This window comes from Bradyrhizobium cytisi (assembly GCF_008123515.1).
Taxonomy (GTDB): domain Bacteria; phylum Pseudomonadota; class Alphaproteobacteria; order Rhizobiales; family Xanthobacteraceae; genus Bradyrhizobium; species Bradyrhizobium cytisi.
On sequence record NZ_VSSR01000067.1, the window covers coordinates 1 to 22295 of the forward strand.

The following is a 22295-nucleotide window of genomic DNA, read 5'->3' on the forward strand; positions in this document are numbered from 1 at the left end:
GAGCATTATGAAGCGGGCTCGCACGGCCCGGTAACAAGGAGATTATGTCGTGCCCGGATCCAGTCGCCGGCGGCGAGTTTTAGAAAGAGCGTGCGGTCGAGGCCGCGGATAGCGCGGTAATCGACATCCTCGACGCAGGCGGCATGGCGCAGCTTTGCGGCTCGAGCTCTGGTTTCGAACCGCTTTTGCTGGCGCAGCGTTTTCTCATGTTCCAGGAGCAACGCCAGCCATTCAGCGTGTTCGAGGCTGCGCGCTTCGGACTGGGCATCGAGGTCCTTGAAGCCTTTGGCCATACCGTGGAGACCGAGGCTATGCAGCAGGTCGAGGGTGGGATGGGTGAGCATGCTGGGTAATCCTTTCAATGGAAGTAACCGGGGCCGCGCAGATTGGGATGTTCGATGATCGCGTCCTCGGTGTCGTGAGAACCGCGTTCGAGCTTGTTGGCGATGATGGAGGCGATGCTCTTGTAGGTCAGCGCGCGGACCGCGACCGCGCGGGCCGCGATCAGCTCGGCGCGTTCGGGATCAATATCCTTGAACAGCCGAAGCACGCCGAGACAGGTCCGGAATCCCTGTTCGGGATGAGGCCGATTGGCCAGAATGGCGAGGACGAGGCCCTCAGTGTTGGGCCCGATTGACCGCCCCCAGCGCCGGAATCGATCGGGAGTCCACTCGGCGTAACGCCGATGCGCACTGGGCATGTGATCGGGATCAGTGCCGTGCCGGCGGCCGCCATAACGGCGCTGGTGAGCAGCAACACGCAAACCCCGATGGAACAACTCGATGGTCCGGGTGGTGGCGCGAACGTCGACCTGCTCCCGGATCAGGCCGTGTGGAACTGAGTAGAAGAAGCCGTCGACCTCGACGTGATAATCGAGCGAGACGCGCGCGAAGAGCCATTCCGCGAACTGATAGTCGGCATCCGGCAACGGCGCCAGGACAGGCCTCTCGACGGTCTCGAACAATTGTCGGCGGCTGACGCCAATCCGGCGCATGACGTGCGCGTTGATGCGCTCCAGCGCGGCGGCGATTGCCGCGTTCGCCTCGGTCAGGGAGAAGAAGGTCTGCCGGCGAAGTCGCCCGAGGATATAGGTCTGGGCAAAACGCACTCCAGCCTCCACTTTTGCCTTATCCCGGGGCTTTCTTGGCCGTGCCGGAAGGATGCCCACGCCGTAATGGGACGCCATCATCCCGTAGCTGCGATTGATTTCAGGGTCGTAGAATGAGGCCCGGTGCACGCCCGACTTCAGATTGTCAGGGGCGACAAGCCGCGGCACCCCGCCAAAAAACCGGAACATGCGGACATGGGCCTCGATCCAGTCCGCCAGTGTCTGCGTCCAGCTCGCCTCGGCGTAGGTGTAATTGGAGGCGCCAAGCACGGCGACGAAGATCTCCGCTTCACGCACGACCCCGGTTGCACGATCGACGATCATGATCTTCTTGCCGGAGTAATCGACAAAGACCTTGTCGCCGGCCGGATGATCCTGCCGCATCGTCGGCGACAGCCGCCGCTCGAATTCCCGGAATAAATCGCAGAACCGGCTGTAGCCATATCCTTCCGGGTGGACCGCCCGGTACTCCTCCCACAGCACCATCAGATTGACGCCAGGCCGCTTCAGCTCACAGGCCAGCGAGGCCCAATCCGGCTCAGCTCGCCGGCGGAAGCCGCCTGACGCCGGCATGGGCAAACAGACGTTGTTCAAGAACGGCGTCAGTCAGATCGCCCGCCAAAGGCCACGCCAGCCCGGCAGTCGAGGCACGCTTGAGATTGTCCTGAATGGTGCTGCGCGCCACGCCGAGCGTGCGCCCGATCTCCCGGGCGCTCACCCCATCACGGGCAAGCCGCAGCATCTGTCGTATCTGTCGCATGGTCAGTTCTCTCTTGGCCGGCATCCGCTTCCCCCGTTGATCAACGAGGGACTTGATGCCTGAGGGACTGACCCAAACGAAAACGCCGACTTCCAAAACCCCGGCCGGCTTCAAATCGGAATGCCGGCCGGTTTCATTTCGGAATCGTGGCCGGCTTCAAATCGGAACGGTGGCCGGCTTCAAGTCGGAATACCCGGCCGGAATAAATCGGAATCCGCATTCAAGGCCGTCACCCATGGCCCCGATGGAATCACAAAAGGAGCGATTTGAGGCGTCTTTTCTTCCGCACCTCAGAACTTTTTGAGCCTATCCCGCGCTCTGTGGCCGCCACGTATGCTGCGGGTTGCGCCAGTCGATCGCCTCCAGCAGATAACTCATCTGGGCCGCGGTCAGCCCCACCACACCGCTCACCGTCGCCGGCCAAACAAAACGGCCACGGTCCAACCGCTTGGCGTAGAGCGACAGTCCAACTCCATCGTGCCACAAGGCCTTGATCAGCGAACCGCCGCGTCCGCGGAACACGAAGACATCTCCGGCGAACGGATCACGACCAAGGCTTTCCTGCACCAATAATGACAAACCCTGCATGCCCTTGCGCATGTCGGTGTGGCCGGTCGCAATCCAGATCCGTGCGTTCGAAGCGACCGGTATCATCGACGCTCCAGAACCTGCAGCACCCGCGCCAGCGCCGCCGCATCGACGCTGGCGTCGACAATCACGCGACGATCCCTGCCAATCACGATCACCATCTGCCCACTCGGCGGTGTGGCAGCAACCGCCGGCTCGACCTCAGCGGCCAGGACGACCCGCGCAAAGCCAGATTGTTCGCTTTGAGGGCTGATCGGCTCGGGCCCGAACGCGCGACGCCACGTCATCAGCAACGAACGTGATATGCCATGCCGCCGCGCCGTCGACGATATAGCGCGCGGCGCTTCAAAGCTCTCGGTCACGATCCGCAGCTTCTCGTCATCCGACCAGCGCCGACGACGACCAGTCTCGACCACCTCAAGCCGTTCAAGCTGAGTACTGCGCTTATGGCTGTCCATACGGACTGTTACGCACCAATTGGACTAATCCAACAAGGCGGCCCTCGCCGGAGGGAGACGGCTTACGATGCGTCCACGACGGACCTCCATAGAGATACAAGTCGCTGCACAACGCAAAGACCCCCGGCAGTTTCCTGCCGAGGGCCATTAGTTTGATCCGTTAGATCAGATCAGAAGGTGCGCTGAGCGCGGAGCATCAGGGTCAGGGAGTTCTGATCCTTCAGCTCATACACCGCAGCCGGCTTGGCAGCGGTAAGAATGGCCGGAGCAGTGATCGTGCCGGAGAACTTCTGGTCCAGCCTCGAATAGCTCAGGTCCGCAGTGAAGGCCAAGTTCTTGACCGGGGTCCAGACCGTGTTGACGCCGACGACGCCGAAGTTGAAGTCCGGGTTACAAGTCGCCCCGGCGTTCGCAATGCTGGCGAAGTTGCCACAGATCAGAGCCTTGCTTCCGTCACCGTACTTCAGCTGAGCGTAGCCACCGTAGATGGCGCTCACCCAGTAGGGGCTCCAGTTGTGGGTATAGCCGCCACGGACGCCCCAGGTCTTCACGGTCTCGATGCTGCCGCCAGCGCCGAAGACGCCGTCAGCAATGCCAGCCAAACCGACGCTCTGGTATGCACCAGGCACGCCCGTGCCGCTGAACATGACGAAGGTTGCCGGGAACAGGACCTGGAAGTTCTCCTTGCTCATGCCATCGGTGTAGACGGCCTGCAAGTTGATCGAGTCGCCAGCGCCGGTCGGGATGTTCTTAATCGACAACGAACCCTGAACCGCCCAGCCCCACTTGTCCGACGGGTGACCCGTGGGTTCCGTCGCGCCGTAGTAGGCAGCATGAAGATTATGTGCACCAACCGAGAACTGGGCAAGACCCCAAGCCTGGTCAACACGGATGGCACCGACGATGTCGGGGGAGCGCGTTCCACCCCAATCGCTGGAGCCGTAAGAACTACCCGTAATCAACGCAGTGGCAGCAGCGGCCGGTGAAGCGAAGCCGGAGGCGTTCCAGAGGTTGCCCTGACCGTTCGACTGAGTGGTGGGCTCTTCCAAGGCGATCGAACCGGTGATGCCCTGGCCGAAGTCAGCGGTATAAGCAAACTGATTGATACCGGTGACATGGTTGGAGCCGCCCGGAATGGTGTCGGGACCGCCAGCCGGATAGCTCTGCCACGGCGCGTCGAAGATCGAGACCGTGCGGCCCATGGTGAACCCAGCGAACTGGATGAACGCATGGTAGAGGCCGAGCGACGGGTTGCCGGTCGAGAACGCCGACGGGCTGCTCGAGGTGACGTTGGCCGTGTCATAGCTGAAGATCATGTCAGCGTAGGTACGAACGACGCCGTATTCGGTCGCCGTGCGGGTATCGACGTTAAGGTCCATACGAGCGCGGGTGTAGTAGTAGTTCGTCAGACGGTTGTTCGAACCACCGTTCACCGCAGCGGTGCTGTAGTTGAAAGCGTAGTCGCCGGAGCCGCCAAAAATGGCGTCAGCGCGCACGTAACCACCCAGCTTGATGCAGGTGTCGGTGCCCGGGATGTAGTAGAAACCAGCACCATAGAGCGAGCAGATCTTCACGTATTCGACCGCCTTGGCCTTTACGGGAAGATCAGCCGCTTGTGCTCCGCCCACGGCGAGCAGCGCTGCCGCGGAACCGAGCAAAAGGCCCTTGAACTTCATGTTAAACCTCCAAGTTGAGGCCCCGTACAAATCATCGTACAAAGCCGTTTGAGCTACCCGCGAAAAATTCGTTGAAAATCAACGCATCCTCTTAGTTCAGGTCTATTTACGCGAAAGACCTAAACGGGACGACCTTGGGATGCCCCCCTCCGTCGCCTGATCACCATGATCGATGGCCATTGCACACGCAACAACCGAACGACGGCAGACGGCGTCGAACAATTCGAATCTGGGTGGGTGTTGCACAAAAATCACGCAACAGTGACCATACCAAAAGTCGACTAACTCCATGTTTTTTCTAAAATAATCGCTATTCACAGGGGTGTGACACTCCCTGCCAACAGGGGGGAACCACCCGAGAGGCGCAAACGTCGCGGCGCTTGGTTTGGGACCTGGGCAGTGGAAAAGCCGAATCGAGCCAACTAAAAAGCGTTGCGTGTATGCGTTCAAATGGATGCCCCGAAATGTCGGACAATAAGAAAATTTCGGCAGCCCCAAGCTGGCTTGGACTGAGCGAGGATCGCGAACGCTATTTGTTCATTCCCGAACGCGCCGAAGTCGTGAGGCGCATCTTTGAATTGGCGATCGGCGGAATGGGCAGCTACGCCATTGCCAACTACCTCGATGAGAAAAAGGTGCCAACCTTCACGCAATCCGAAACGTGGGATCACACCACGATCGATTACATGCTGAGAAACCGCGCGACCTACGGAGAGTACCAACCCAAGAGTTTTGCGGACGGTCACAAAAAGGGCATCCCGAACGGGCCACCGGTTCCAAACCACTATCCCGCGGTCATTGACAGAAACACATATGAAACCGCGCAGGTCGCTCGCAGGCAGAACCTCGCGAACCGCGGTCGCAAAGGAAATGAACTCGCGAACATCTTTGCAGGTCTTACAACGTGCGCCTATTGCGGCAACGAGGTCGTACTGCACCATGTCACAAATATTCAGGTGCTGGCCTGCGAGCAGGTTCTGAATGGCGGAGGATGCAGTCGCACCGCTTGGACATATCGAGACTTCGAAATTACTCTCTTAGCATTTTTGGCGCACCCCGCTCTGGCGGAAAGGCTTCAAGGCGAGCAAAAAGACAAGCTGATTAAGCTCATCGATAAGATCGTAGTCTCCACAAACCAAGAGCGCTCCTATGCGGTGCGGGTCGATATTGCCGTTCTGCTGAAGGAGATTGTAACGAAGATTGTCGTCCACTTTGCTGGCGACGTCTCAACTCCACGGCTACCCTCTGCTCAGATCAGCAAAGATGTCAGAGGTCGTTATTTCGAAATCCGTCTCTGGGACGGCCGGCTAGACAAATGCCTTTCCATCTCCTGAGGCAAGAAGATTATAGGCTGGCTTGCCCGCAAACCGTTCGTTGCATGTTGCGGACTTCACGGCAGCATCGATGAACTTCGTCGCCTGCCAGACCATCCTCAACGGTTGGGAAGATCACCTCAGGACCTGGTTTTTGGCCGGGCATGGATGGCGCACGCTGCCTCGGCATAAATCGCGAAACCTTCAAGGTAACCTTCGGGATGACCAGGGGGAGCGCGCAACTCGACTCGCCTCGCCCAAAACGCTGGCGCGCCCGAGTCAGGAGCTGCTTCGGCCAGGCGTAGGGCGTGAACGCGTGAACCAGAGCCGGTTCGCATTCTCCTGCGACCATTCAAGGCCGTCTTTGCTGCCGAAACGCGTAAGGTGAGGCTGTTCTCATTGCCGACGGCGATCTGACTCGTCCAGAGCATGCCCTTGGCGCCGCCCTTCCACCTGAGGAGGATCTGAACATCGTCATCGAGGCGCCGTCCCTCGACGAACATCGACAGTTGTGCGAGCAATTCGTCGAGCTCGAGCCCGGTGGCGAACCAGGGTGAGATCGTAGGCATGGGTGCAGATCTCAGACCTTGCGCAGCGTCAAGCCGTTGTCCTTGCGGAAGTCCGCGATCGTCTTGTGATCTGGAGCAAGCCGTCCCAATAGCCACATCACCTCGACATCGCGTCCGGCCTCTCTTTCCAGCTGTCGGCTCGACCGCACCCGGTTCTGATAGCCATAGATGTAAAGCTTAAGAAGTACCGAGGGATGGTACGATGGCCGACCAGTCGCAGGCTCAATTCCATCGAAACTCATCTCGGCCAAATCAAGCGTATCGACGAACACATCGATCACCCCGAACCGGATTGCTCTCGTCAATGAAATCGTCGAGGCATTCAAGCAACGTATCCCTCCGGCGTCGGCCGCCTTGTTTAGTTTGAGAGACGGCCCGAGGATTTGACCTTAAGTCTAGCTTTAAGGTCACTGGCAAATGCAGGTCAATGTGTTGGGCGCCGAGCGTCGGCGGCGATGGAGTTACGACGAGAAAATTCGCCTTGTTGAAGAGACCTTGCAAGCTGGCGAGACGGTCTGCGGCGTCGCGCGCCGGCACGGGGTGGCTCACAGCCTGCTGTTCACGTGGCGTCGACAAGCGCGCCAGGGTCGGCTGGGCGGAGATTCCGTGCCAGCTCTCGTTCCCGTCGAGATCACGCCGGTGGCGTCTCCGATCTCGAGTGACGCGCCACAACCGGCCTCTTCCCCGCCGGCGCAGCGCGCAAGGACTGGAATCATCGAGATCGAGTTTGGCGGCGGCTGTCGCGTGCGCGTTGACCGGGACGTAGACACCGAGACGCTGCAGCGGGTTCTTGAAGTTTTGAGACGACGATGATCCCGATCCCAAGCGGCGTCAGGGTCTGGATCGCCACTGGCCACACCGACATGCGTTGCGGCATGCAAGGCCTGGCTCTCACGGTTCAGGAGAGCTTGAAGCGCGATCCTCATGCCGGCGATCTCTACATCTTCCGGGGCCGCCGCGGTGATCTGGTGAAGATTCTTTGGCATGACGGGTTGGGCATGTCGCTCTATGCCAAGCGCCTGGACCGTGGCAAGTTCATCTGGCCCTCGGCGTCGGACGGTGCGGTGTCGATCTCGGCGGCCCAGATGGCTGGCGGAATCCGCAACTGAGCTGGCGGCCACAAAGCGCGGGCTGAGCGCCGAATCTGTAGCTTCTTGCATTTTGGGGAGTCCCATCTCGTCCAATCTGTGATTCACTGCGTCGCATGCATGCTGATCGCGACGCTGTTCCGGATGAGGTTGCCGCCCTGAAGAAGGCGCTGGCAGTCGAGCGCGCGAAGGCTTTGGAGATCGCCGCCGAGCTCGCGGTCGCCCGCGCGAAAGCGTCGGAAGACGAGGCGCTGATTGCCCAGCAGAAGCTGCAGATCGCCAAGCTGAAACATCAGATCTACGGACAACGGTCGGAGCGCTCGGCGCGGCTGATCGAGCAGTTGGCGCTGACGTTCGAAGAGCTGGAAGCTGACGCTACCGAGGACGAGCTGGCGGCGGAATGGGTCGTGGCCAAGTCGACCACGGTGCGCGGATTTACGCGCAAGCGCGCCGAGCGCCAGACCTTCCCCGAGCACCTTCCCCGGGAGCGGGTAGTGATCGACGGACCTACGGCTTGTGAATGCTGCGGCAGCAATCGTCTTCGCAAGCTCGGCGAGGACGTGACCCGCACGCTAGAAGTGGTGCCGCGCCAGTGGAAGGTGATCGAGACGGTCCGCGAGAAGTTCTCCTGCCGCGACTGCGAGAAGATCAGCCAGGCGCCAGCGCCGTTCCATGCCGTTGCTCGGGGGTGGGCTGGTCCGAGCCTCTTGGCCATGATTATGTTTGAGAAGTTCGGCCAGCATCAGCCGCTCAACCGCCAGGCGGAGCGCTACGCTCTGGAAGGCGTGCCGATCGCACTGTCGACCATGGCAGATGCCGTTGGGGCGGTCTGTGCCTCGCTGGATCCTCTGCTGCGCTTGGTGGAAGCCCACGTCATGGCGGCCGAGCGCCTTCATGCTGACGATACGACGGTACCGGTCCTGGCCAAGGGCAAGACCGACACCGGACGGTGCTGGATCTACGTCCGCGACGATCGGCCATTTGGGGGCACCGACCCGCCGGCGGCGATGTTCTACTACTCCCGCGACCGCAAGGGCGAGCATCCCCAAGCGCATCTGGCCCGGTATGCCGGCATCCTGCAGGCCGACGCCTATGACGGGTACAACCAGCTCTATCTGCCGGGACGCCAGGCCGGGCCAATCCGGGAGGCTGCCTGCTGGTCGCATGGACGGCGCCCGTTCTTCGCGATGGCCGACATCGAAGAGAATGCCCGGCGCAGGGCCACCGGCAAAAAGGAAATCCCGCTCTCGCCGATCGCGATCGAGGTCGTGCGGCGGATCGATGCGCTGTTCGAGATCGAACGGTCCATCAACGGCAAGAGTGCCGAGGAGCGCCTTCGGGTTCGGCAGACGTTGAGCCGGCCTCTGGTCGAGGACCTCCAGGTCTATATGCGGGAGCAGCTTGCCAAGCTGTCTCGGGGGCACGACCTGGCTAAGGCGTTCAACTATATCCTGAAGCGATGGGCGAGCTTCACCCTATTCCTCGAGGACGGCCGCGTGTGTCTCTCCAACAATGCCGCCGAACGGGGCTTGCGAGGCATCGCTCTTGGGCGGAAGTCCTGGCTGTTCTGCGGATCTGATCGCGGAGGGCGGCGCGCCGCAGCTATGTACAGCCTGATCGTCACAGCCAAAATGAACGGCATCGATCCGCAGGCGTGGCTCACGAATGTCCTCGCCCGCATCGCCGCTCATCCGGCTCATCGGCTGGACGAACTTCTGCCCTGGAATTGGACGCCAGCATCTGCGCTCTCCGCTCGAGCGGCGGCATGACCACCCACGTCAACAAGGTCCATCAAGTCACCACCATCACCAAAGTCGCCAAAGACCTCGGCGAAGACGAAGATTGGCTGTGGGACATCGCCAACGAGATGGAGATCGAGGATGGCGTCATCTGGGTCTATGGCGTCGGAGAAGACGGCGTTCAGGCGTTCACCGACTTCGGCATCGACAACCTGATCGAGCTCATCAAGTTCTATAAAGAGAACCCTGGACTACTCAGGCGGTAACCCTGCGGCCTACGCCGAATGGATACCAAGCAACAGCGTCCATTGCCCACGATCCGCCTCTTCAATGAAGCGCTTCATCGATTCCTCCCGCAGAGCCACGAGAGAATCATGAGGGTACTTCGTTTTCACACAGCCAGGGTCAATCGCGTCAATTTGCCCGCACCTAGTTGATGTCCGGTCTGACCTCGATGGCCGACGTGCCGCATAGTTTTTGTCTCGTCGCCTACGGGCCACAAACGAACTCATGCAGCGCAACATCACTCGGTCAGATCGTCGACGCGGTCAGGGATGGAGAGGTCGGCTGGCGTTGCCGCTTACGGCGGAAAAGGCAAGTCGGTCATCCTGGTCCTGAGCCAGTACAAGTGTATCGGGTGCAGTCCTGGTAAATCCCCCGACACTCGAACGATGCTAACTGCTTCAGCCGACGACAGTCGCGATAGCGTGCACGGCAGGCATTTACGCATTGCTCTTTAGCGGTCTGAGCGCGCACCAAGGTATCAGAGCCATGATCGGCATCGCGAGCATTGAGTCTTCCAATACTCAAGGGCAGATGCACTGCCAATAGCACGCAGATGACGGCCAACGACCGCTTCGTGCATTTCACGTTCAGCTCCCTTTTTTGGACCCGAACGTCGGCAGCTTTGGCTTAATATTTTCTGACGATCGGTTTTGTCGTCGGAGGCGCTCCGGGAGCGGGCGGCGAGATCGAGAAGGTCAGCCAGGTATTCCAGCCGGCTGGCCGGTTTTCCGCAGCGAATTCTCCGTAAGCCTTAAAATTGAGATAGCCCTGCATGTCGCCGACCGGAAAAAGGAACCCGATCTGGGGGCCGATGCCGACCACCTGGGACTGGAAGCAGCCGACACGGTCGCCTGAGCCGCTATCGCAGCCGAGTTCCTTATAGACATAGCCGACGAGGCCAACCATGACCTGCTTCGACAGGAACTGCGATGCACCCCAGTCGAAGTGCAGATCGACGCCGCTCTGGTACTGCGTCGTAGTATTTTTGAGATTGTAGGTGAAGCCCAGCACACCGGAGACTTCGTGGCCGGTCTGCGGATTGAAATAGGTGTAGCCGCCGCCGGCATCGATCGCGCCGTGTCCGATGCCCAAATTCGACAGGCGATCGGATTGGTAAGCGCCAACCGGGATGTCGCCCGTGATGTAGGTCATGTAATTGTGGACGCCGGCGTTCCAGCGCAATGTGAATTGCGGCGCGAGATCCCCGAAGCCCCATGTCGTGTCGCTGATGGTGTCGGACCGCGCAAAGGGAACGTTGTTGCCTAGTGGCCCCGTGGCCACGCCGGACAAGGTCCCCGCCAGGCTGGTGCCGACGACGCCATAGGCGGCCAACATGGATACCGACGCCTGACCGCCGAGCACCGGCGTCGCGAATGTATAGGCCGGGACCACAAAGCCAAGATCGCCGGTGGCGTGGAGATTCAAATTCAGATTTGCGTTGACGGTGACGTTCGCCGGAACCCTGCCGAGCGTGAATTCACGCGCACGCGCGACGTCGGCGCCGGCCGATACGGAGGTATGGTAGTAGATATTCGCCCATGACCAGCCCGGCTGTTGCGGTGTGGCCGCGAGGCTTCCAAAGAGGCCTGGGATCCAGAAGCTGACGCCGCTTTCATCGGCCCGCGCACAATCGGAAAAAAACATGACTGCAGGTGCCAAGGCAATTGCAGCAACGCCAAGTCTCCGTCGACGTGCTAATCTCGGTCGCTCACTCTCCGCCGCCGGCATTGCAATTCTCGCCGTCATGTCGTGCCTCGCAAGATGTGTCGCCTCCGAATACAACTCGGTGACAGCGTACCCCCGAGGCGACCAGGGCTCATCATGTAAAATTCGATGGGGATAGATCTGTCGTAAAAAAGATCAGCACTGCGACCCAAGAGCCACATTCGGTAACCCAAGTCCGATTGGGTGCCGCGGCAGCCCCTAGCTGCAACCCTCTCATAGCTGGAAATGTTGAGTATGCAGTTTGTGCCACTGATTCTATTCTCGGACCCCAACCAACGAGTGGGAAAAAACGGCTCGCGTTGCCTTTCGCCGGCGTCTCTTGCTGCAACGCGATGCCAGCTGGTGTTCGGTCGCATATTGAGCCATGAAGCAGCCGTCTCTTGCTCGTTTGCCGCCAGTGACAAATGTATTCGCTTACGGCTAGGCTTTGCGGCTCATCGAACCGCCATCTCACGATTGCTTATTGGCAATCGAGTGTGACCAAGAGCAAAGTTGCCAGACGATGAACCTCAAGCTCATGGTCGTCGCCGTCGTTCTAGCGTCAGTCTTCGCCGCACCTGTGGCCGCTGGCCCATTCGAGGATGCTGCGGACGCTCACGCCAGAGGCGACTACGCCAAGGCGCTGCGTCTTATTCGCCCGCTGGCCAATGATGGTGACGCCGCAGCCCAATTCAATCTTGGCTTAATGTATGTGGCGGGCCACGGCGTGCAGCAAGATAGTGCTGCCGCAGCAATATGGTTTCGCAAAGCTGCAGAGCAAGGCAACGCCCTGGCCCAGTCCAATCTCGGGATGCTGTATCTCTACGGCCAAGGCGTGGCGCAGGACGATACCGAGGCCGTGACGTGGTTTCGGAAGGCTGCAGACCAGGGCGACGCCATCGCCGAGTTTATGCTCCGGAATCAGTACGCGAACGGCAAAGGCGTGCCGCAGGACGATAGTGGAGCGGTGATCTGGTTTCAGAGGGCTGCCAAGCAAGGCCATGCTGTCGCGCCATGCTCCATCTCGGGGTCATGTACGCCGAAGGCCGAGGTGTGCCGCAGGACTATGTCCCTGCCCACATGTGGTTCAGTCTATCGGCGGCACAGGGTGAGAAAAAAGCGGCCAAGACCCTAATAGAAATGGCCGAACGAAGAATGACCCCAGCTCAGATAGCCGAAGCGCAGAAGCTCGCGCGCGACTGGAAACCGGCTAAGCAGCCACCTTCTCGTTTGCGGAATTCCTATGCAGTGCTGAGGCCTTATGGGTCAAAAAGCGCGAGGTGGGCAGATCCGCCTATCTCGTGCACGGTTTCGAGCACATTATGTCGGGAACGGGATGACGTCGACACTGCATGCGCCGCTATTGGGCTAGTGTTCAATGTCGGCTCGGGGTCAGAGGACTAAACCGCTCGCGCGGTAGAACACCGCGGCTGGCGACACGGCGAAGCAATAGGCGACAGCTCATCGTGACGAGCGGGGCAATTAGCCCGTAGCTGGCGATGATCCGATGATCGAGGACGTGCTGATCTGGAAGTTCGTGGCGGAGCACCAACCATTGCACAAGAGCCAACTCGAACCCTCGATCGCGATTGTGTGCAACGTCGCGCTAGTTGGACCCAGTCCAGGAATCTCGACGTAAGCAGAGTTACAAATGCGGTGATGCTCTTGACGAGCAGCTCGAAACAGTTTCGGCTCTGATAGCCCCAGGGGCTTTCCAGCCGCTAGAGATCAGTTTGCCTCATGGCCTTCAAATATCGAGGAGCTCACGTTTAGATTGTGTGGTGTGGCATTTTTGCTATAGCCAAGCCATTGAAAGTACAGGTGCCGCCAAACATAAGTGATCGTCCTGATCGTCTGAAGGTTGTTTGACGCGACTAGCTCTATCACTCGGCATCGTCCTACGTCCCCCCAGCGCGGTTTCCTCCTTTGGAGGCTTTCGGACGCCGGCCCCGTGTGCGCGGCAACACCGTCATGGGGCCGGCATCCGAAACCCTTCACAACAACGGAAGCAGTTGGCCAGTGGTGGCGATCAATTCACTTCTCGAAGCACCAATCTCTTGAGGCTCGCGAGCATCCGGTATCCATCTGCCAACTGCAGCAACCGCTCCTGCTCGCATGATGGTGGGAGGGGCGCGGCTTCCTGTCGCATCGCACTCTCGACTTCGCCGCACTGCACTGCGGTCAATGGCTCTTCGCTCATCGCGCCTCTCCTTCCTTGATCACCGCCCGAAGCGCTCCGGAATGCTTGATTGTTTGCGCGGTTGAAAAGTCTGTCACTCTTTCGACATACAATCTATGCGATTTCGGCATCGCTCAACAATCGTCGATTTCGGCCGATTTTGCATAGTCTCGGAACTTGATCAGACTAGGCTCAGTATTGTTGCTCGCTCAGGGTGTATGCGTACCATCGGAGCATCAAAAGTGAAGCGTAGTAGGATTCTCACTTTCACTGACCCCGCTCAGTACTCAGCGAATGTCCGATCTGCCGATATAGAGGTATTGCCAACTTCGAAGGGGGCATTCGAGGCCCGGATCACGCAAGTGACGTTGGACCAACTGTGGATGCAACGCTTCGAGGAAACTTTGCCGCGTGTGCATAGAGGGGCGATCAGGCCGGACCGCAAGGTGTTCACCTTCCTGACCGAAGATCAGCCGGAAGTATACAACCGAGGCCAGCTATTCTCGCCGGGTGAACTCTGCGCAAACGACAGCGACATGCAGCACGTCGTGACAACCGGAAAATACCGCCTCGGTGGTGTGTCAATTAGGCCGAGCGACCTTGCCGCAGCGTCCAAATCGATGATGGGTTTCGAATGGCAACCGGAACAGTGCGCCCGCTTCCTCCGGCCCGCGCCAGAGCTGATGAAACGATTGCTTGAACTGCATGCGATGGTCGGAGCTTTCGCCAAGACGACCCCGGAGCTTCTAGAGCTTCCCGAGGTTATTCGCGCCGTTGAGCATAAGTTGACCCACGCTTTGCTCGCTTGTCTGACCGATTGCAATGCTTCGAAAATGAAGATGGCTGGGCCGGGACACAGGACTATCGTTGCCCGGTTCGAGGCATTTTTAGATGCGCACCCCAATTCACCATTGAATTTAGAACAGGTCTGCGCGGCCGTCGGGGTAGCTGAGCGAACGCTGCGCGCTGCCTGTGAGAACCACTTGGGAATGGGGCCTAGCCGTTATCTAAATTTGCGGAGAATGCACCTTGTTCGCCGCGCGTTGGAGCAAGCAACATCCGGCTCCGCAACGGTCACGGAGATTGCCATGTCACATGGGTTCTGGGAACTCGGTCGCTTTTCAGTTGCCTATCGCGAATTATTTAACGAGCGGCCGCTTGCTACTCTTCGTCGCCCGCCAAACGACCGACCGGCCAGAACGGGTCGCCCCTCACAGCTTGTTGCGTAGGTCGCGGGCCAAGTTCGAGAACCGCTTTGGGTCAAAGGCGGCGGTATACACCGCAGGCGATGATTTCTGCTCTACCCTCGATACCAGACCAGCCGACGCACCGCGTCAACGGAAGCGATGGGCCATGTGTGGACAGCTCCAGGTTGAAGAAGAATCTTCACGTCGCAGCATTGGTCGGAGCAGCCATGTGTTCGGCCTGTTTACGCGGTTCACATGACCGCTGGCCATAGTGCTCTCCGCGGGTCAGGTCCCGGTCAATACTTCGCATTCGAGGATGCTATGGCCCATGTGAGTTGTCCTGATCGCCGGATCGACCGGCACTGCATTACGTGTGTTCGCCTTCCCAACCGTTACGTCACGCCGGGCTTTCCCGTGTGATCTCATTCACGCCGCGAGAGCGGCGGGTTGCTTGTAGCGTTCGTTCCGGGCCATCATGCCGGGCGAGTTTGTTGGCGAGTGCGATAGCGGCTACCTTGGCGGGGCGCCGGGCCAACAATCGAGTGAGCCAGGGCCGATGATCGGTGCCATGGATCTTTGGCATAGCGGATGACGGCGAGCGCGCCAGCCGTGAACAGGCTGCACAAATAGCGATCGCCTTGTTTGCTGATACTGCCAAGCTTGTCCTTGCCCCCGCTCGAGTTCTGCTTCGGCACCAGTCCCACCCAGGCCGAGAAGTCCCGTCCCGATCGGAAAGCCTTGGGATCCGCAATGCTGGCGACCAAGGCTGTTGCCAACGCCGGCCCGACGTCGGCGATCGCGTCCAGCCGTTTGCTCGTCGCGCTTGATCGATGCCAGGCGATGATGCGTCGGTCGAACTCCAGGATTTGAGCCATCAATGCCCGCAACTGACTGCCGAGAGCAGCAAGACACGCATGGGCAACCTCGTGCAGCCGATAGTCGGCGTTATCGGCGACGACCTCCAGCAGTTGCTCGACACCCCTGCGCCCGGCAGGGGCGATAATCCCGAACTCGGCGAGATAGGCGCGGATTGAATTGATCACGGCAGTCTGCTGGCGGATGAAGAGATGGCGCGCTCGGTGAAGCATTAGACAGCTCTGTTGCTCCACCGTCTTGGTCGGCACGAACCGCATATTGGGTCTCGCGACCGCCTCGCAAATTGCCTCCGCGTCGGTGGTGTCGTTCTTGTGTCGCTTGACGTAGGGCCTCACATAGGCCGGAGGCATCAATCGCACCGTATGCCCCAACGTCTGTAACTCGCGGGACCAATGGTGCGATGAAGCGCAAGCTTCGACCCCACCAGGCATGGCGGCAGCTTCTAGAAAAACGCCAGCACGTACCGGCTCCGCAACTGACGGCGTACGACCACCTGGCCGGCTGCATCCATGCACTTGAAAGACCGACTTCGCGATATCCAGGCCGACTGTCGAAATTGACTGCATAGGCTGCTCCTCCGAATCGTGGGAGCCTCAGACGGCTCCCATTCCTTGGCACTCTCGTGCCGGTGGAGGCGCCGTCCACAGCATCAATACCGGGCTCATTCAATGCAAAGCGATCACCTCGCCAGCGCGGCCAAGGAGTGACGCGGGCAACTCGAGGTAGAAGCCGAATGCATTGCCGCCTAACGGCAATCGCGATCGGTCCCTGAAGTCGATCAAGCTTTGGCAACCTACCTCACCATCGCATCGAAAACCAGCGGCGCCAACTCCGTCTCGATCCGCCCGCGGTGCGATGGTGACTGCATCATGCAGAGCGCGAACAGATCGTCATTCGGGTCAACAAAGAAAAAGGCGCCGGCCACGCCATCCCATCCATATATGCCTGGCGGCCACGGCCTCTTCGGTTGCGGCGATGTGAGCACGGCAACGCCCAATCCGAATCCGGCGTGGACTGCAAGAAAATAGACATTGGCGGATGCGATTCCGCTCCCGGGACCGATTTGGTCCGACGTCATCAGGGCCACCGTCTCCGGCTTCAGATAGCGTCGTCCGTCAAGCGTGCCGGCATTCAGGAGCATCTGCACAAAGCGCGCGTAGTCGCCGGTCGTCCCTACCATTCCGGCACCACCGGATTCCCAGCGCCTATGCACCATCGGGTCCCTGATTCCGGCAATGGGCGGGTCTATCAGATCATCCGGCAGGAACTGGGCAACCAGCGGGCGCTTCGCCTCGTCCGCGACAAAAAACGCGGTATGGCTCATGCCAAGGGGATCCAGCAGCCGCTCCTTCTCGAACTGAAATAGCGATTGTCCCGAAACCACCTCGATCACCCTCCCGAGCACATCGACGGAATGGCTATAGGTCCACGTCGTACCCGGCTGCTCGGCGAGCGGCAGGTTCGCCAGGCGCGTAGCGAACTCGGCGTTGTCAAAATCGCCGCCGTAAAGGTCGGCCTGCCGATAGAGTTTTTGCACGGGGCCGTCGCCGTAAAACCCGTAGGTGATACCGGAAGTTTGTCGCATCAGGTCGAGTACGGTGATCGGGCGCTTGAGCGGTTCCAGCGTAAACACTGGCTTTCCAGTCGCGTCGGGCGTTTCCACGCCGACCTTTACGTCGGCAAAGGCCGGAATGTATTTGGAGAGGGGGTCATCGAGCGACAGCTTGCCGTCGTCCACCAGCATCAGCGCGGCAACCGATGTGATAGGCTTCGACATCGAATAGAACCGAAAGATGGTGTCATCCGTCATCGGTACCTTGGTTGCGACGTCGCGCAGGCCGAATTTCTCGAAATAGACTGGCTTTCCGTGCTGCTGGATCAACAGGATCGCGCCGGGAATTTTACCGATCGCGATCTCATGTCGTAGATAATCACCGATCCGCTGAAGGCCCGGTTGCGAAAAGCGTCGTGCGGCCGGCGCATCTCCAAACGTGGCGTTCGAACTTGCAGCAACGAGCGCAGCGACGAGCGCGAACGGCACCCACCTTGCCGCCGCCTTGATTCGTTGGCCGGCTCGCGTCAGACTTTCAAGATAGGCCGAGGTACCGCGTGACGAGGATGTGCTAAACATGTGAGCCTCGCTCCAATGGCCCTGTGTCGAGCCGCCGTTATTGCGGTTGCAAACGAGCCTGCTGCTGCTTTTCGCGCTCAGCAACTGAGATCGCTCTGGATTATGTGCAGTGCTGGCGAATATCATAGGACCTCTTCCACGAGACCAAGCATTTTCGCTTCCTGTGCTTCCAAATACCAGTTTGACGGCGCCTTTTGCAGGACATCCTCGAGTGTCACGCTGGATCCCACGATAAGGTTTTGGAAGCCCTCATTCTGAATGGCAATCGAACACTCGATTTCGTTGAGAGTTGCCTTCACGACCGCGATGCATGTGGTCAGAGGACCACCAGCTTCTTCGAAAGCTTTCGCTCGTGGATCATGAGGCGCGTCCCTCGGGCGAGATAGCGGTTCTGCCGCGCGAAAAAGCTCATGAACGTCGTGCCGGCTGAATAGATGGCAGCTTTGCCGAGGAACACGAACCGCCGATGCGGCTCCATCTCGCTGGCAAAGCGGATGTCTTCCCCCATCATTCGCGCCACCTCTGGGTCACCGCCAAGTGTCGAAGGCTCGGTGACCACGATCTTCTCCTCCGAGGCGTTATCGAACTGAGTCCTAAATTTCGTGTACATTTCGTAGTCGACAACCCCTGAAAGCGCGATCGCGGGCGATTTGAATGCGATGGACGGGAGTCTTTCAAGCTGCATGACAGGTCCTCTCATTTTCATCTAGGAATAAGCACATGACATGCCCCGACTCGCATGATGCCGCGGACAATTGCCTAAAAAGCATGCGCTCGACCATCGGAACGAGGATTAAGTTGCAGAGATTTGGTCTATTGAGATCTCGAGCGGTCGCTTACCATCGCGCTTGGACTAGATGGCCAAAGACTCCCGATCCGCACAACCTCGCTCTCGGGGGAGATCTCAACGACGGTCTCGGTGTCATTCGACGGGCGATGGAGCGGGCAATGTTCCTGATGTTCCGCTGTCCGCCAGGACAATGCAGCATCAACAATTCAGACGCCCTCGGCGTGAGCGATGGCCCCGGCTTGTCAAGCTCGATCCGAAAGCAGAGGGCTCGGACAGCCTATTCGAATGCCGGTGTGGCGTTCAGATCTGGTATCGCGCCCCAGCCGACGCGACTTCCCATTAGAAAAGACGGAGCCTCATGCCGCTCGTCTGGTTTGAGGCACGACGGACGCGGGGACAGAAAGACTGCGAGCCTATCCGGTCGAGCGCCTGCGGCATCCCGCCTCTCGAATGAAGCTGACGTGCAGCTCTTCACCGTTTACTCGTTCGAGCTGACAGCGGGGGGTAAGCAAGTTAAGTGGACGAAAGCAGAAGAAAGAGCTCGTTCAGGGTCACCCCCTCAATCGAGGTCTCAGCTTGAAGTTCCGCTCCGGCATCTGAGACATCTTTAGCGTGCACGCGCGACGTGCGGGTGCGTCGTGCTTACTTGGCGGCCCGTTCCGCTGGCGGATTGCTTGGCTCCCATGGCGCCGGAAGAATGACCCGGACGTGCACGGGGCGAGCGTCTGTCGAGCCTTAAGAGGCGACCGGCGTCTGGTCTTTTGTCGGCTCAGCCAACACCACCGACATCAGCGCAACCATCACCGCCAGCGAAGCCGCAATCACTCGCAAGTCCAACATCGTGCCCTCCTGTTGGCACGACAACGCAGCGGAATAGAATTTGTTCTCTCTCATCTTGCTCAGGTTTTTTTTGCTCAGGTCCCGAATTAACGCGCGACACGGCTATCAAGCGTAATGCGCGACTTGGATTGGTATCGCCTTCTCGAACACTATGCTGCCTAAACCGGACATTGCCCGTCCGGGGCCCCCGTGGCGGAGTTGGCGCGCCAACATACTCGGCGCGTCCCCTTCCGCCTCCGGTCTAGAGCAATGCTGATGGACCGCATGCCGTCGCGATCTTCTCTTTCGGGCCAGACTCGGACTCATTCATAGCTGCGCATTTAGGTCGGCGCCCGCCCTTAGACCGGGCGAAGGAAGCGCTTTCGCGGCCTCGCGCAGATCGTGCGCCTCTTGGGTGAGGCGTTGTTCCAGTGGTTGGGAGTGGTGCACACGTCGGCGCCGTTTGGGCATGGAGCTGCGCCACTGCTACGAGAAGGCTCGGTGGAACACGCGACCGATCAAGTCCAGTTTTTAACGGAGGTCACGCGCGCGGCCATGACGACCGTCAACTTTCAGGTGCGGCTCGACGTCCGGTTGACGGACGACAGCCGACATCGAACCGGCACCAGATGCGATTGTGAAAGGTTCACAGATCGGAAAAAAGTTCGCGGAGCGTCCCTCGAACATTTCTTGTTTCTGTCATCTAAGTCCGCCAGAATTGAGGGACCAGGATTTAAAGCCCCGGCCAAGGGGAATACCGGCGTCGCGGAGCGAAGATATTCCGCACCAGTGACGTCTTGGAATGTTGCCTCGGGGGCCTCACCCGATGAAGCAAAAGGGAATGAGACAGTAGCGTCAGGGAAGACGATGATGATTGACGACCAGTTGGTGCGTGCACACCGCAACAATATTCAACGCTATCGCCACTATTGCAGACCAGCCTGACAGAGTTCGAGCGCCAGTTCGTCGAATGGCGCCTGAATGAAGAGCAATCGAAGCTAGAGATGTTGCTCAACTCAGTCTCAAACGAAGCGCGCCGCGACCGATCACAGAGCCCGGACAGCCGCTTGGCTTAGGTCGCTTGGCGCATCCGCCCTGCTAGGGGGCGGGCACAGCTACGCTTATTAGCATGAATAGGAACTGTCGTCGGAGCGCAACAGCTGTGTTCCGTTAAATGAAGCCAGCGAATCCGATTGCTGCAAGAAATTTCCCAACGTAGTTTTTTTGCTACTGGGGCTGGTCAATATTTTACCAATTCTTTTTGACCCGGCGGGGCCGCAGCGTCGAAAGGCGCTGCGGTCTTTTTTGTATTCCGTTACAGTCGTTGGCATTCTCACATATCAGGCCGCGCACGAACGAAACGCTTCTCCAGAGGAACCACGCGCGTGGCTTGCGAAAGACCGGCGTTTGTTGGGCGACGTCTCATCGTTACCTTCATCGGTTTTTGTCCTGACCTTGACCGACCAACAAAGAGTTAGTGCACTAGCGGTTTGCTCGGCTAATCAACGACGCTATCTCACACTCCATGGCACTTTTTGCATCGGCCTGTTCTTCACATTGCCAAGGCGCCGTTACGCTCGCTATGCAGTTTCGGCAGGAATTCCCTGGGAGATTCGATAAAGCAGTGCCGCAATGCGAAAGCGGAATTCTCCGAATACCTGGAAGTAACTCACAGCAATACACACGACTGGGATCCGCGCCGCGTCAAGCACGAAAACTCGTAAACGTTTGCGGCGATGTCGCTGGTCGTCGTTTAGGCGTCAGCACCTACGCGGACGTCAGACTACTACTAGATTGAGCTGCGTGTTGGCGCAATATCTCCGACGGAGACTCTCCGAACAGCGTGCGGTACGCAACTGAAAAGCGCCCGAGCTCCCAAAAGCCATGGTCAGTCACAATGTGAGTGACGGTTGTGTTGGACGGATGCGAATACAGGAGCGCCCGTCGTACCTGGTGCATTCGCCGCAAGGTGAGATATCGGATCGGGCCCATACCGAGATGCTCTTCGCAGGACGCGCGAAGTGTCCGCTCTGCCACGCCGATGGCGGCGCAAATCTCGGTTAGGTAGAGCGGCCGATCGGAATTGTCCTTCAGGAATTCTACGAAACGGGTGAGCAAGCTATCCGTACGGCGGCCACCTGCAGTCGGCTCCACCGAATGGCCTTCAGCGAGACACCTCACCAGGACGTGAGTTAGCTGGGCCTCTAGCGCCCGGGTCACTTCCGGCAGGTCCAGAATGTCCGGGCTGTCATGAGCGAGCTGCCCGATGCTCTTATGCAACTTTAGTAGTCGAACCATCAACGCAGTAGGCGGCCGAATAGTGGACTTGCCGGGTTTCTCCGGCAGTTCACGACCGACGATGACCTCGGCAGCAGCGACCAGATCATCAGACGGAATGGAGACCGTGCCATATTGAAAGTCGGCGCCAGACCGTTGATGGACCACATCAGACCTATTCAAGACCATGTCGCCGGGCCGAACTTCCAGGCCACAGTTCAGCAGGGATCACAAATTGCTTTCGGTAAGAAAGCCAATCGATCTGTGGCCGGGCCTAACCGCGACCGTGTTGATCTCAGGCAACGAGATTTGAATTCGATGCATCCAAACGCGGTTCATGCCAATTTGCGTGATCGCGGCATGGAAACTCCCCTTTGCTGTCGGAAATAGCTCGATATCAGCAAAAGGGAAAACCGTCCGACACGCCGACGGATCATCAAGATGAAAAACCCTGGGGAACGCCATTCTGTTCTCCCGCGCAAGCAGCAAATGCTCCTTAGTTGGCCAACTTCTGCGGACGCGCGTCGGCAGACTCTCCGCCAATCTGAACACAGAGCTTAGGGCAACCATGACTCGGGACCAACGTGCGGTTGTTTGAGCTAGATCAATGCTCCGATTGTGACATGCCGTCCCGAGCACGCGACTTCGAATGGCTGCGAACTGTATTAGCTGCCCGACTGCGATCAGCGGGAAGCCACACTTGCTGATGTTCTCTTAAAGGATGTTCGTTCCTTTCTGCCGAAAACGC

General features: G+C 59.1%; 17 protein-coding genes and 4 pseudogenes. 7 read left to right on the forward strand and 14 right to left on the reverse strand.

Annotated elements, in window-relative coordinates; genetic code table 11:
• Positions 1-20 precede the first annotated feature (20 nt).
• From FXB38_RS33435 to FXB38_RS33455, 5 genes and pseudogenes are all read right to left on the reverse strand, one after another.
• Positions 21-344 (reverse strand): annotated as a pseudogene (locus tag FXB38_RS33435) (ATP-binding protein); the annotation flags it as partial.
• Positions 345-358: 14 nt separating this feature from the next.
• Positions 359-1868: pseudogene (gene istA, locus FXB38_RS33440) on the reverse strand (IS21 family transposase).
• Positions 1869-2174: 306 nt separating this feature from the next.
• Complete coding sequence (gene tnpB / locus FXB38_RS33445; protein ID WP_148755213.1) at positions 2175-2522, reverse strand: IS66 family insertion sequence element accessory protein TnpB; 348 nt, start codon at positions 2520-2522, stop codon at positions 2175-2177.
• Positions 2519-2914 (reverse strand): IS66-like element accessory protein TnpA, encoded by a 396-nt coding sequence (gene tnpA / locus FXB38_RS33450; protein WP_148755214.1) that lies wholly within the window; start codon positions 2912-2914, stop codon positions 2519-2521. Before tnpA (FXB38_RS33450) ends, tnpB (FXB38_RS33445) begins: the two co-directional genes overlap by 4 nt.
• Positions 2915-3084: 170 nt before the next feature.
• Entirely contained in the window at positions 3085-4590 is a 1506-nt protein-coding gene (locus FXB38_RS33455; RefSeq protein ID WP_148755215.1) for a porin, read from the reverse strand.
• Between the two features lie 464 nt (positions 4591-5054).
• Here FXB38_RS33455 and FXB38_RS33460 point away from each other — a divergent pair, with 464 nt between their 5' ends.
• Positions 5055-5924 (forward strand): recombinase family protein, encoded by an 870-nt coding sequence (locus FXB38_RS33460; protein WP_148755216.1) that lies wholly within the window; start codon positions 5055-5057, stop codon positions 5922-5924.
• On the opposite strand, the pseudogene FXB38_RS33465 reads toward FXB38_RS33460, so the two are convergent.
• Together FXB38_RS33465 and FXB38_RS33470 are read right to left on the reverse strand one after the other, a co-directional pair.
• Positions 5898-6494, reverse strand: a pseudogene (locus FXB38_RS33465) (Gfo/Idh/MocA family protein); the annotation flags it as partial. The gene FXB38_RS33460 and the pseudogene FXB38_RS33465 sit on opposite strands and share 27 nt — an antisense overlap.
• Positions 6487-6802: pseudogene (locus FXB38_RS33470) on the reverse strand (transposase); the annotation flags it as partial. The pseudogenes FXB38_RS33465 and FXB38_RS33470, both read right to left, overlap by 8 nt.
• Positions 6803-6889: 87 nt before the next feature.
• On the opposite strand from FXB38_RS33470, the gene tnpA (FXB38_RS45130) reads away from it, so the two are divergent.
• From tnpA (FXB38_RS45130) to FXB38_RS33490, 4 genes are all read left to right on the forward strand, one after another.
• On the forward strand, positions 6890-7285 hold the full coding sequence (tnpA, locus tag FXB38_RS45130; protein ID WP_148755217.1) for an IS66-like element accessory protein TnpA: 396 nt from the start codon (positions 6890-6892) through the stop codon (positions 7283-7285).
• Positions 7282-7581 carry an IS66 family insertion sequence element accessory protein TnpB gene (gene tnpB, locus FXB38_RS33480; RefSeq protein ID WP_246230323.1) on the forward strand — a complete coding sequence of 100 codons (300 nt, stop codon included), beginning with the start codon at positions 7282-7284 and terminating at the stop codon, positions 7579-7581. Before tnpA (FXB38_RS45130) ends, tnpB (FXB38_RS33480) begins: the two co-directional genes overlap by 4 nt.
• Positions 7582-7676: 95 nt before the next feature.
• Positions 7677-9329: an IS66 family transposase gene (tnpC, locus tag FXB38_RS33485; RefSeq protein ID WP_148755218.1), complete on the forward strand. Its 1653-nt coding sequence runs from the start codon at positions 7677-7679 to the stop codon at positions 9327-9329.
• Positions 9326-9565 carry a hypothetical protein gene (locus FXB38_RS33490; protein ID WP_148755219.1) on the forward strand — a complete coding sequence of 80 codons (240 nt, stop codon included), beginning with the start codon at positions 9326-9328 and terminating at the stop codon, positions 9563-9565. The genes tnpC and FXB38_RS33490 overlap by 4 nt, the downstream gene beginning before the upstream one ends.
• A gap of 646 nt (positions 9566-10211) precedes the next feature.
• Here FXB38_RS33490 and FXB38_RS33495 read toward each other — a convergent pair.
• Positions 10212-11228 (reverse strand): SphA family protein, encoded by a 1017-nt coding sequence (locus FXB38_RS33495; protein ID WP_148755220.1) that lies wholly within the window; start codon positions 11226-11228, stop codon positions 10212-10214.
• A gap of 583 nt (positions 11229-11811) precedes the next feature.
• On the opposite strand from FXB38_RS33495, the gene FXB38_RS33500 reads away from it, so the two are divergent.
• The gene (locus FXB38_RS33500) at positions 11812-12423 is read left to right on the forward strand and encodes a tetratricopeptide repeat protein (RefSeq protein ID WP_148755221.1); all 612 of its coding nucleotides are present in this window, start codon (positions 11812-11814) and stop codon (positions 12421-12423) included.
• Between the two features lie 894 nt (positions 12424-13317).
• Here the strand turns inward: FXB38_RS33500 and FXB38_RS43165 are convergent.
• Positions 13318-13488 carry a hypothetical protein gene (locus FXB38_RS43165; protein ID WP_187435316.1) on the reverse strand — a complete coding sequence of 57 codons (171 nt, stop codon included), beginning with the start codon at positions 13486-13488 and terminating at the stop codon, positions 13318-13320.
• Positions 13489-13850: 362 nt separating this feature from the next.
• Here FXB38_RS43165 and FXB38_RS33505 point away from each other — a divergent pair, with 362 nt between their 5' ends.
• Positions 13851-14696 carry a helix-turn-helix domain-containing protein gene (locus FXB38_RS33505; protein ID WP_187435317.1) on the forward strand — a complete coding sequence of 282 codons (846 nt, stop codon included), beginning with the start codon at positions 13851-13853 and terminating at the stop codon, positions 14694-14696.
• A gap of 431 nt (positions 14697-15127) precedes the next feature.
• On the opposite strand, the gene FXB38_RS33510 is transcribed toward FXB38_RS33505, so the two are convergent.
• The 5 genes from FXB38_RS33510 to FXB38_RS33530 form a co-directional block, all read right to left on the reverse strand.
• Positions 15128-16096 (reverse strand): IS110 family RNA-guided transposase, encoded by a 969-nt coding sequence (locus FXB38_RS33510; RefSeq protein WP_246230325.1) that lies wholly within the window; start codon positions 16094-16096, stop codon positions 15128-15130.
• 227 nt (positions 16097-16323) lie between these two features.
• Positions 16324-17787 (reverse strand): serine hydrolase domain-containing protein, encoded by a 1464-nt coding sequence (locus FXB38_RS33515; RefSeq protein ID WP_246230327.1) that lies wholly within the window; start codon positions 17785-17787, stop codon positions 16324-16326.
• Positions 17788-17977: 190 nt separating this feature from the next.
• Positions 17978-18346 (reverse strand): hypothetical protein, encoded by a 369-nt coding sequence (locus tag FXB38_RS33520; protein ID WP_246230329.1) that lies wholly within the window; start codon positions 18344-18346, stop codon positions 17978-17980.
• A gap of 2691 nt (positions 18347-21037) precedes the next feature.
• Complete coding sequence (locus tag FXB38_RS33525; protein WP_187435318.1) at positions 21038-21730, reverse strand: helix-turn-helix domain-containing protein; 693 nt, start codon at positions 21728-21730, stop codon at positions 21038-21040.
• Between the two features lie 45 nt (positions 21731-21775).
• Positions 21776-22012 (reverse strand): hypothetical protein, encoded by a 237-nt coding sequence (locus FXB38_RS33530; protein ID WP_148755224.1) that lies wholly within the window; start codon positions 22010-22012, stop codon positions 21776-21778.
• Between the last annotated feature and the right edge of the window lie 283 nt (positions 22013-22295).

What these genes read in the sequence shown, in the direction of transcription:
- tnpB (WP_148755213.1), bottom strand. Translation starts at nt 2,522, where the DNA reads ATGATACCGGTCGCTTCGAACGCACGGATCTGGATTGCGACCGGCCAC.
- tnpA (WP_148755214.1), bottom strand. Translation starts at nt 2,914, where the DNA reads ATGGACAGCCATAAGCGCAGTACTCAGCTTGAACGGCTTGAGGTGGTC.
- FXB38_RS33455 (WP_148755215.1), bottom strand. Translation starts at nt 4,590, where the DNA reads ATGAAGTTCAAGGGCCTTTTGCTCGGTTCCGCGGCAGCGCTGCTCGCC.
- FXB38_RS33460 (WP_148755216.1), top strand. Translation starts at nt 5,055, where the DNA reads ATGTCGGACAATAAGAAAATTTCGGCAGCCCCAAGCTGGCTTGGACTG.
- tnpA (WP_148755217.1), top strand. Translation starts at nt 6,890, where the DNA reads ATGCAGGTCAATGTGTTGGGCGCCGAGCGTCGGCGGCGATGGAGTTAC.
- tnpB (WP_246230323.1), top strand. Translation starts at nt 7,282, where the DNA reads ATGATCCCGATCCCAAGCGGCGTCAGGGTCTGGATCGCCACTGGCCAC.
- tnpC (WP_148755218.1), top strand. Translation starts at nt 7,677, where the DNA reads ATGCATGCTGATCGCGACGCTGTTCCGGATGAGGTTGCCGCCCTGAAG.
- FXB38_RS33490 (WP_148755219.1), top strand. Translation starts at nt 9,326, where the DNA reads ATGACCACCCACGTCAACAAGGTCCATCAAGTCACCACCATCACCAAA.
- FXB38_RS33495 (WP_148755220.1), bottom strand. Translation starts at nt 11,228, where the DNA reads ATGTTTTTTTCCGATTGTGCGCGGGCCGATGAAAGCGGCGTCAGCTTC.
- FXB38_RS33500 (WP_148755221.1), top strand. Translation starts at nt 11,812, where the DNA reads ATGAACCTCAAGCTCATGGTCGTCGCCGTCGTTCTAGCGTCAGTCTTC.
- FXB38_RS43165 (WP_187435316.1), bottom strand. Translation starts at nt 13,488, where the DNA reads ATGAGCGAAGAGCCATTGACCGCAGTGCAGTGCGGCGAAGTCGAGAGT.
- FXB38_RS33505 (WP_187435317.1), top strand. Translation starts at nt 13,851, where the DNA reads ATGCAACGCTTCGAGGAAACTTTGCCGCGTGTGCATAGAGGGGCGATC.
- FXB38_RS33510 (WP_246230325.1), bottom strand. Translation starts at nt 16,096, where the DNA reads ATGCAGTCAATTTCGACAGTCGGCCTGGATATCGCGAAGTCGGTCTTT.
- FXB38_RS33515 (WP_246230327.1), bottom strand. Translation starts at nt 17,787, where the DNA reads ATGATATTCGCCAGCACTGCACATAATCCAGAGCGATCTCAGTTGCTG.
- FXB38_RS33520 (WP_246230329.1), bottom strand. Translation starts at nt 18,346, where the DNA reads ATGCAGCTTGAAAGACTCCCGTCCATCGCATTCAAATCGCCCGCGATC.
- FXB38_RS33530 (WP_148755224.1), bottom strand. Translation starts at nt 22,012, where the DNA reads ATGGCGTTCCCCAGGGTTTTTCATCTTGATGATCCGTCGGCGTGTCGG.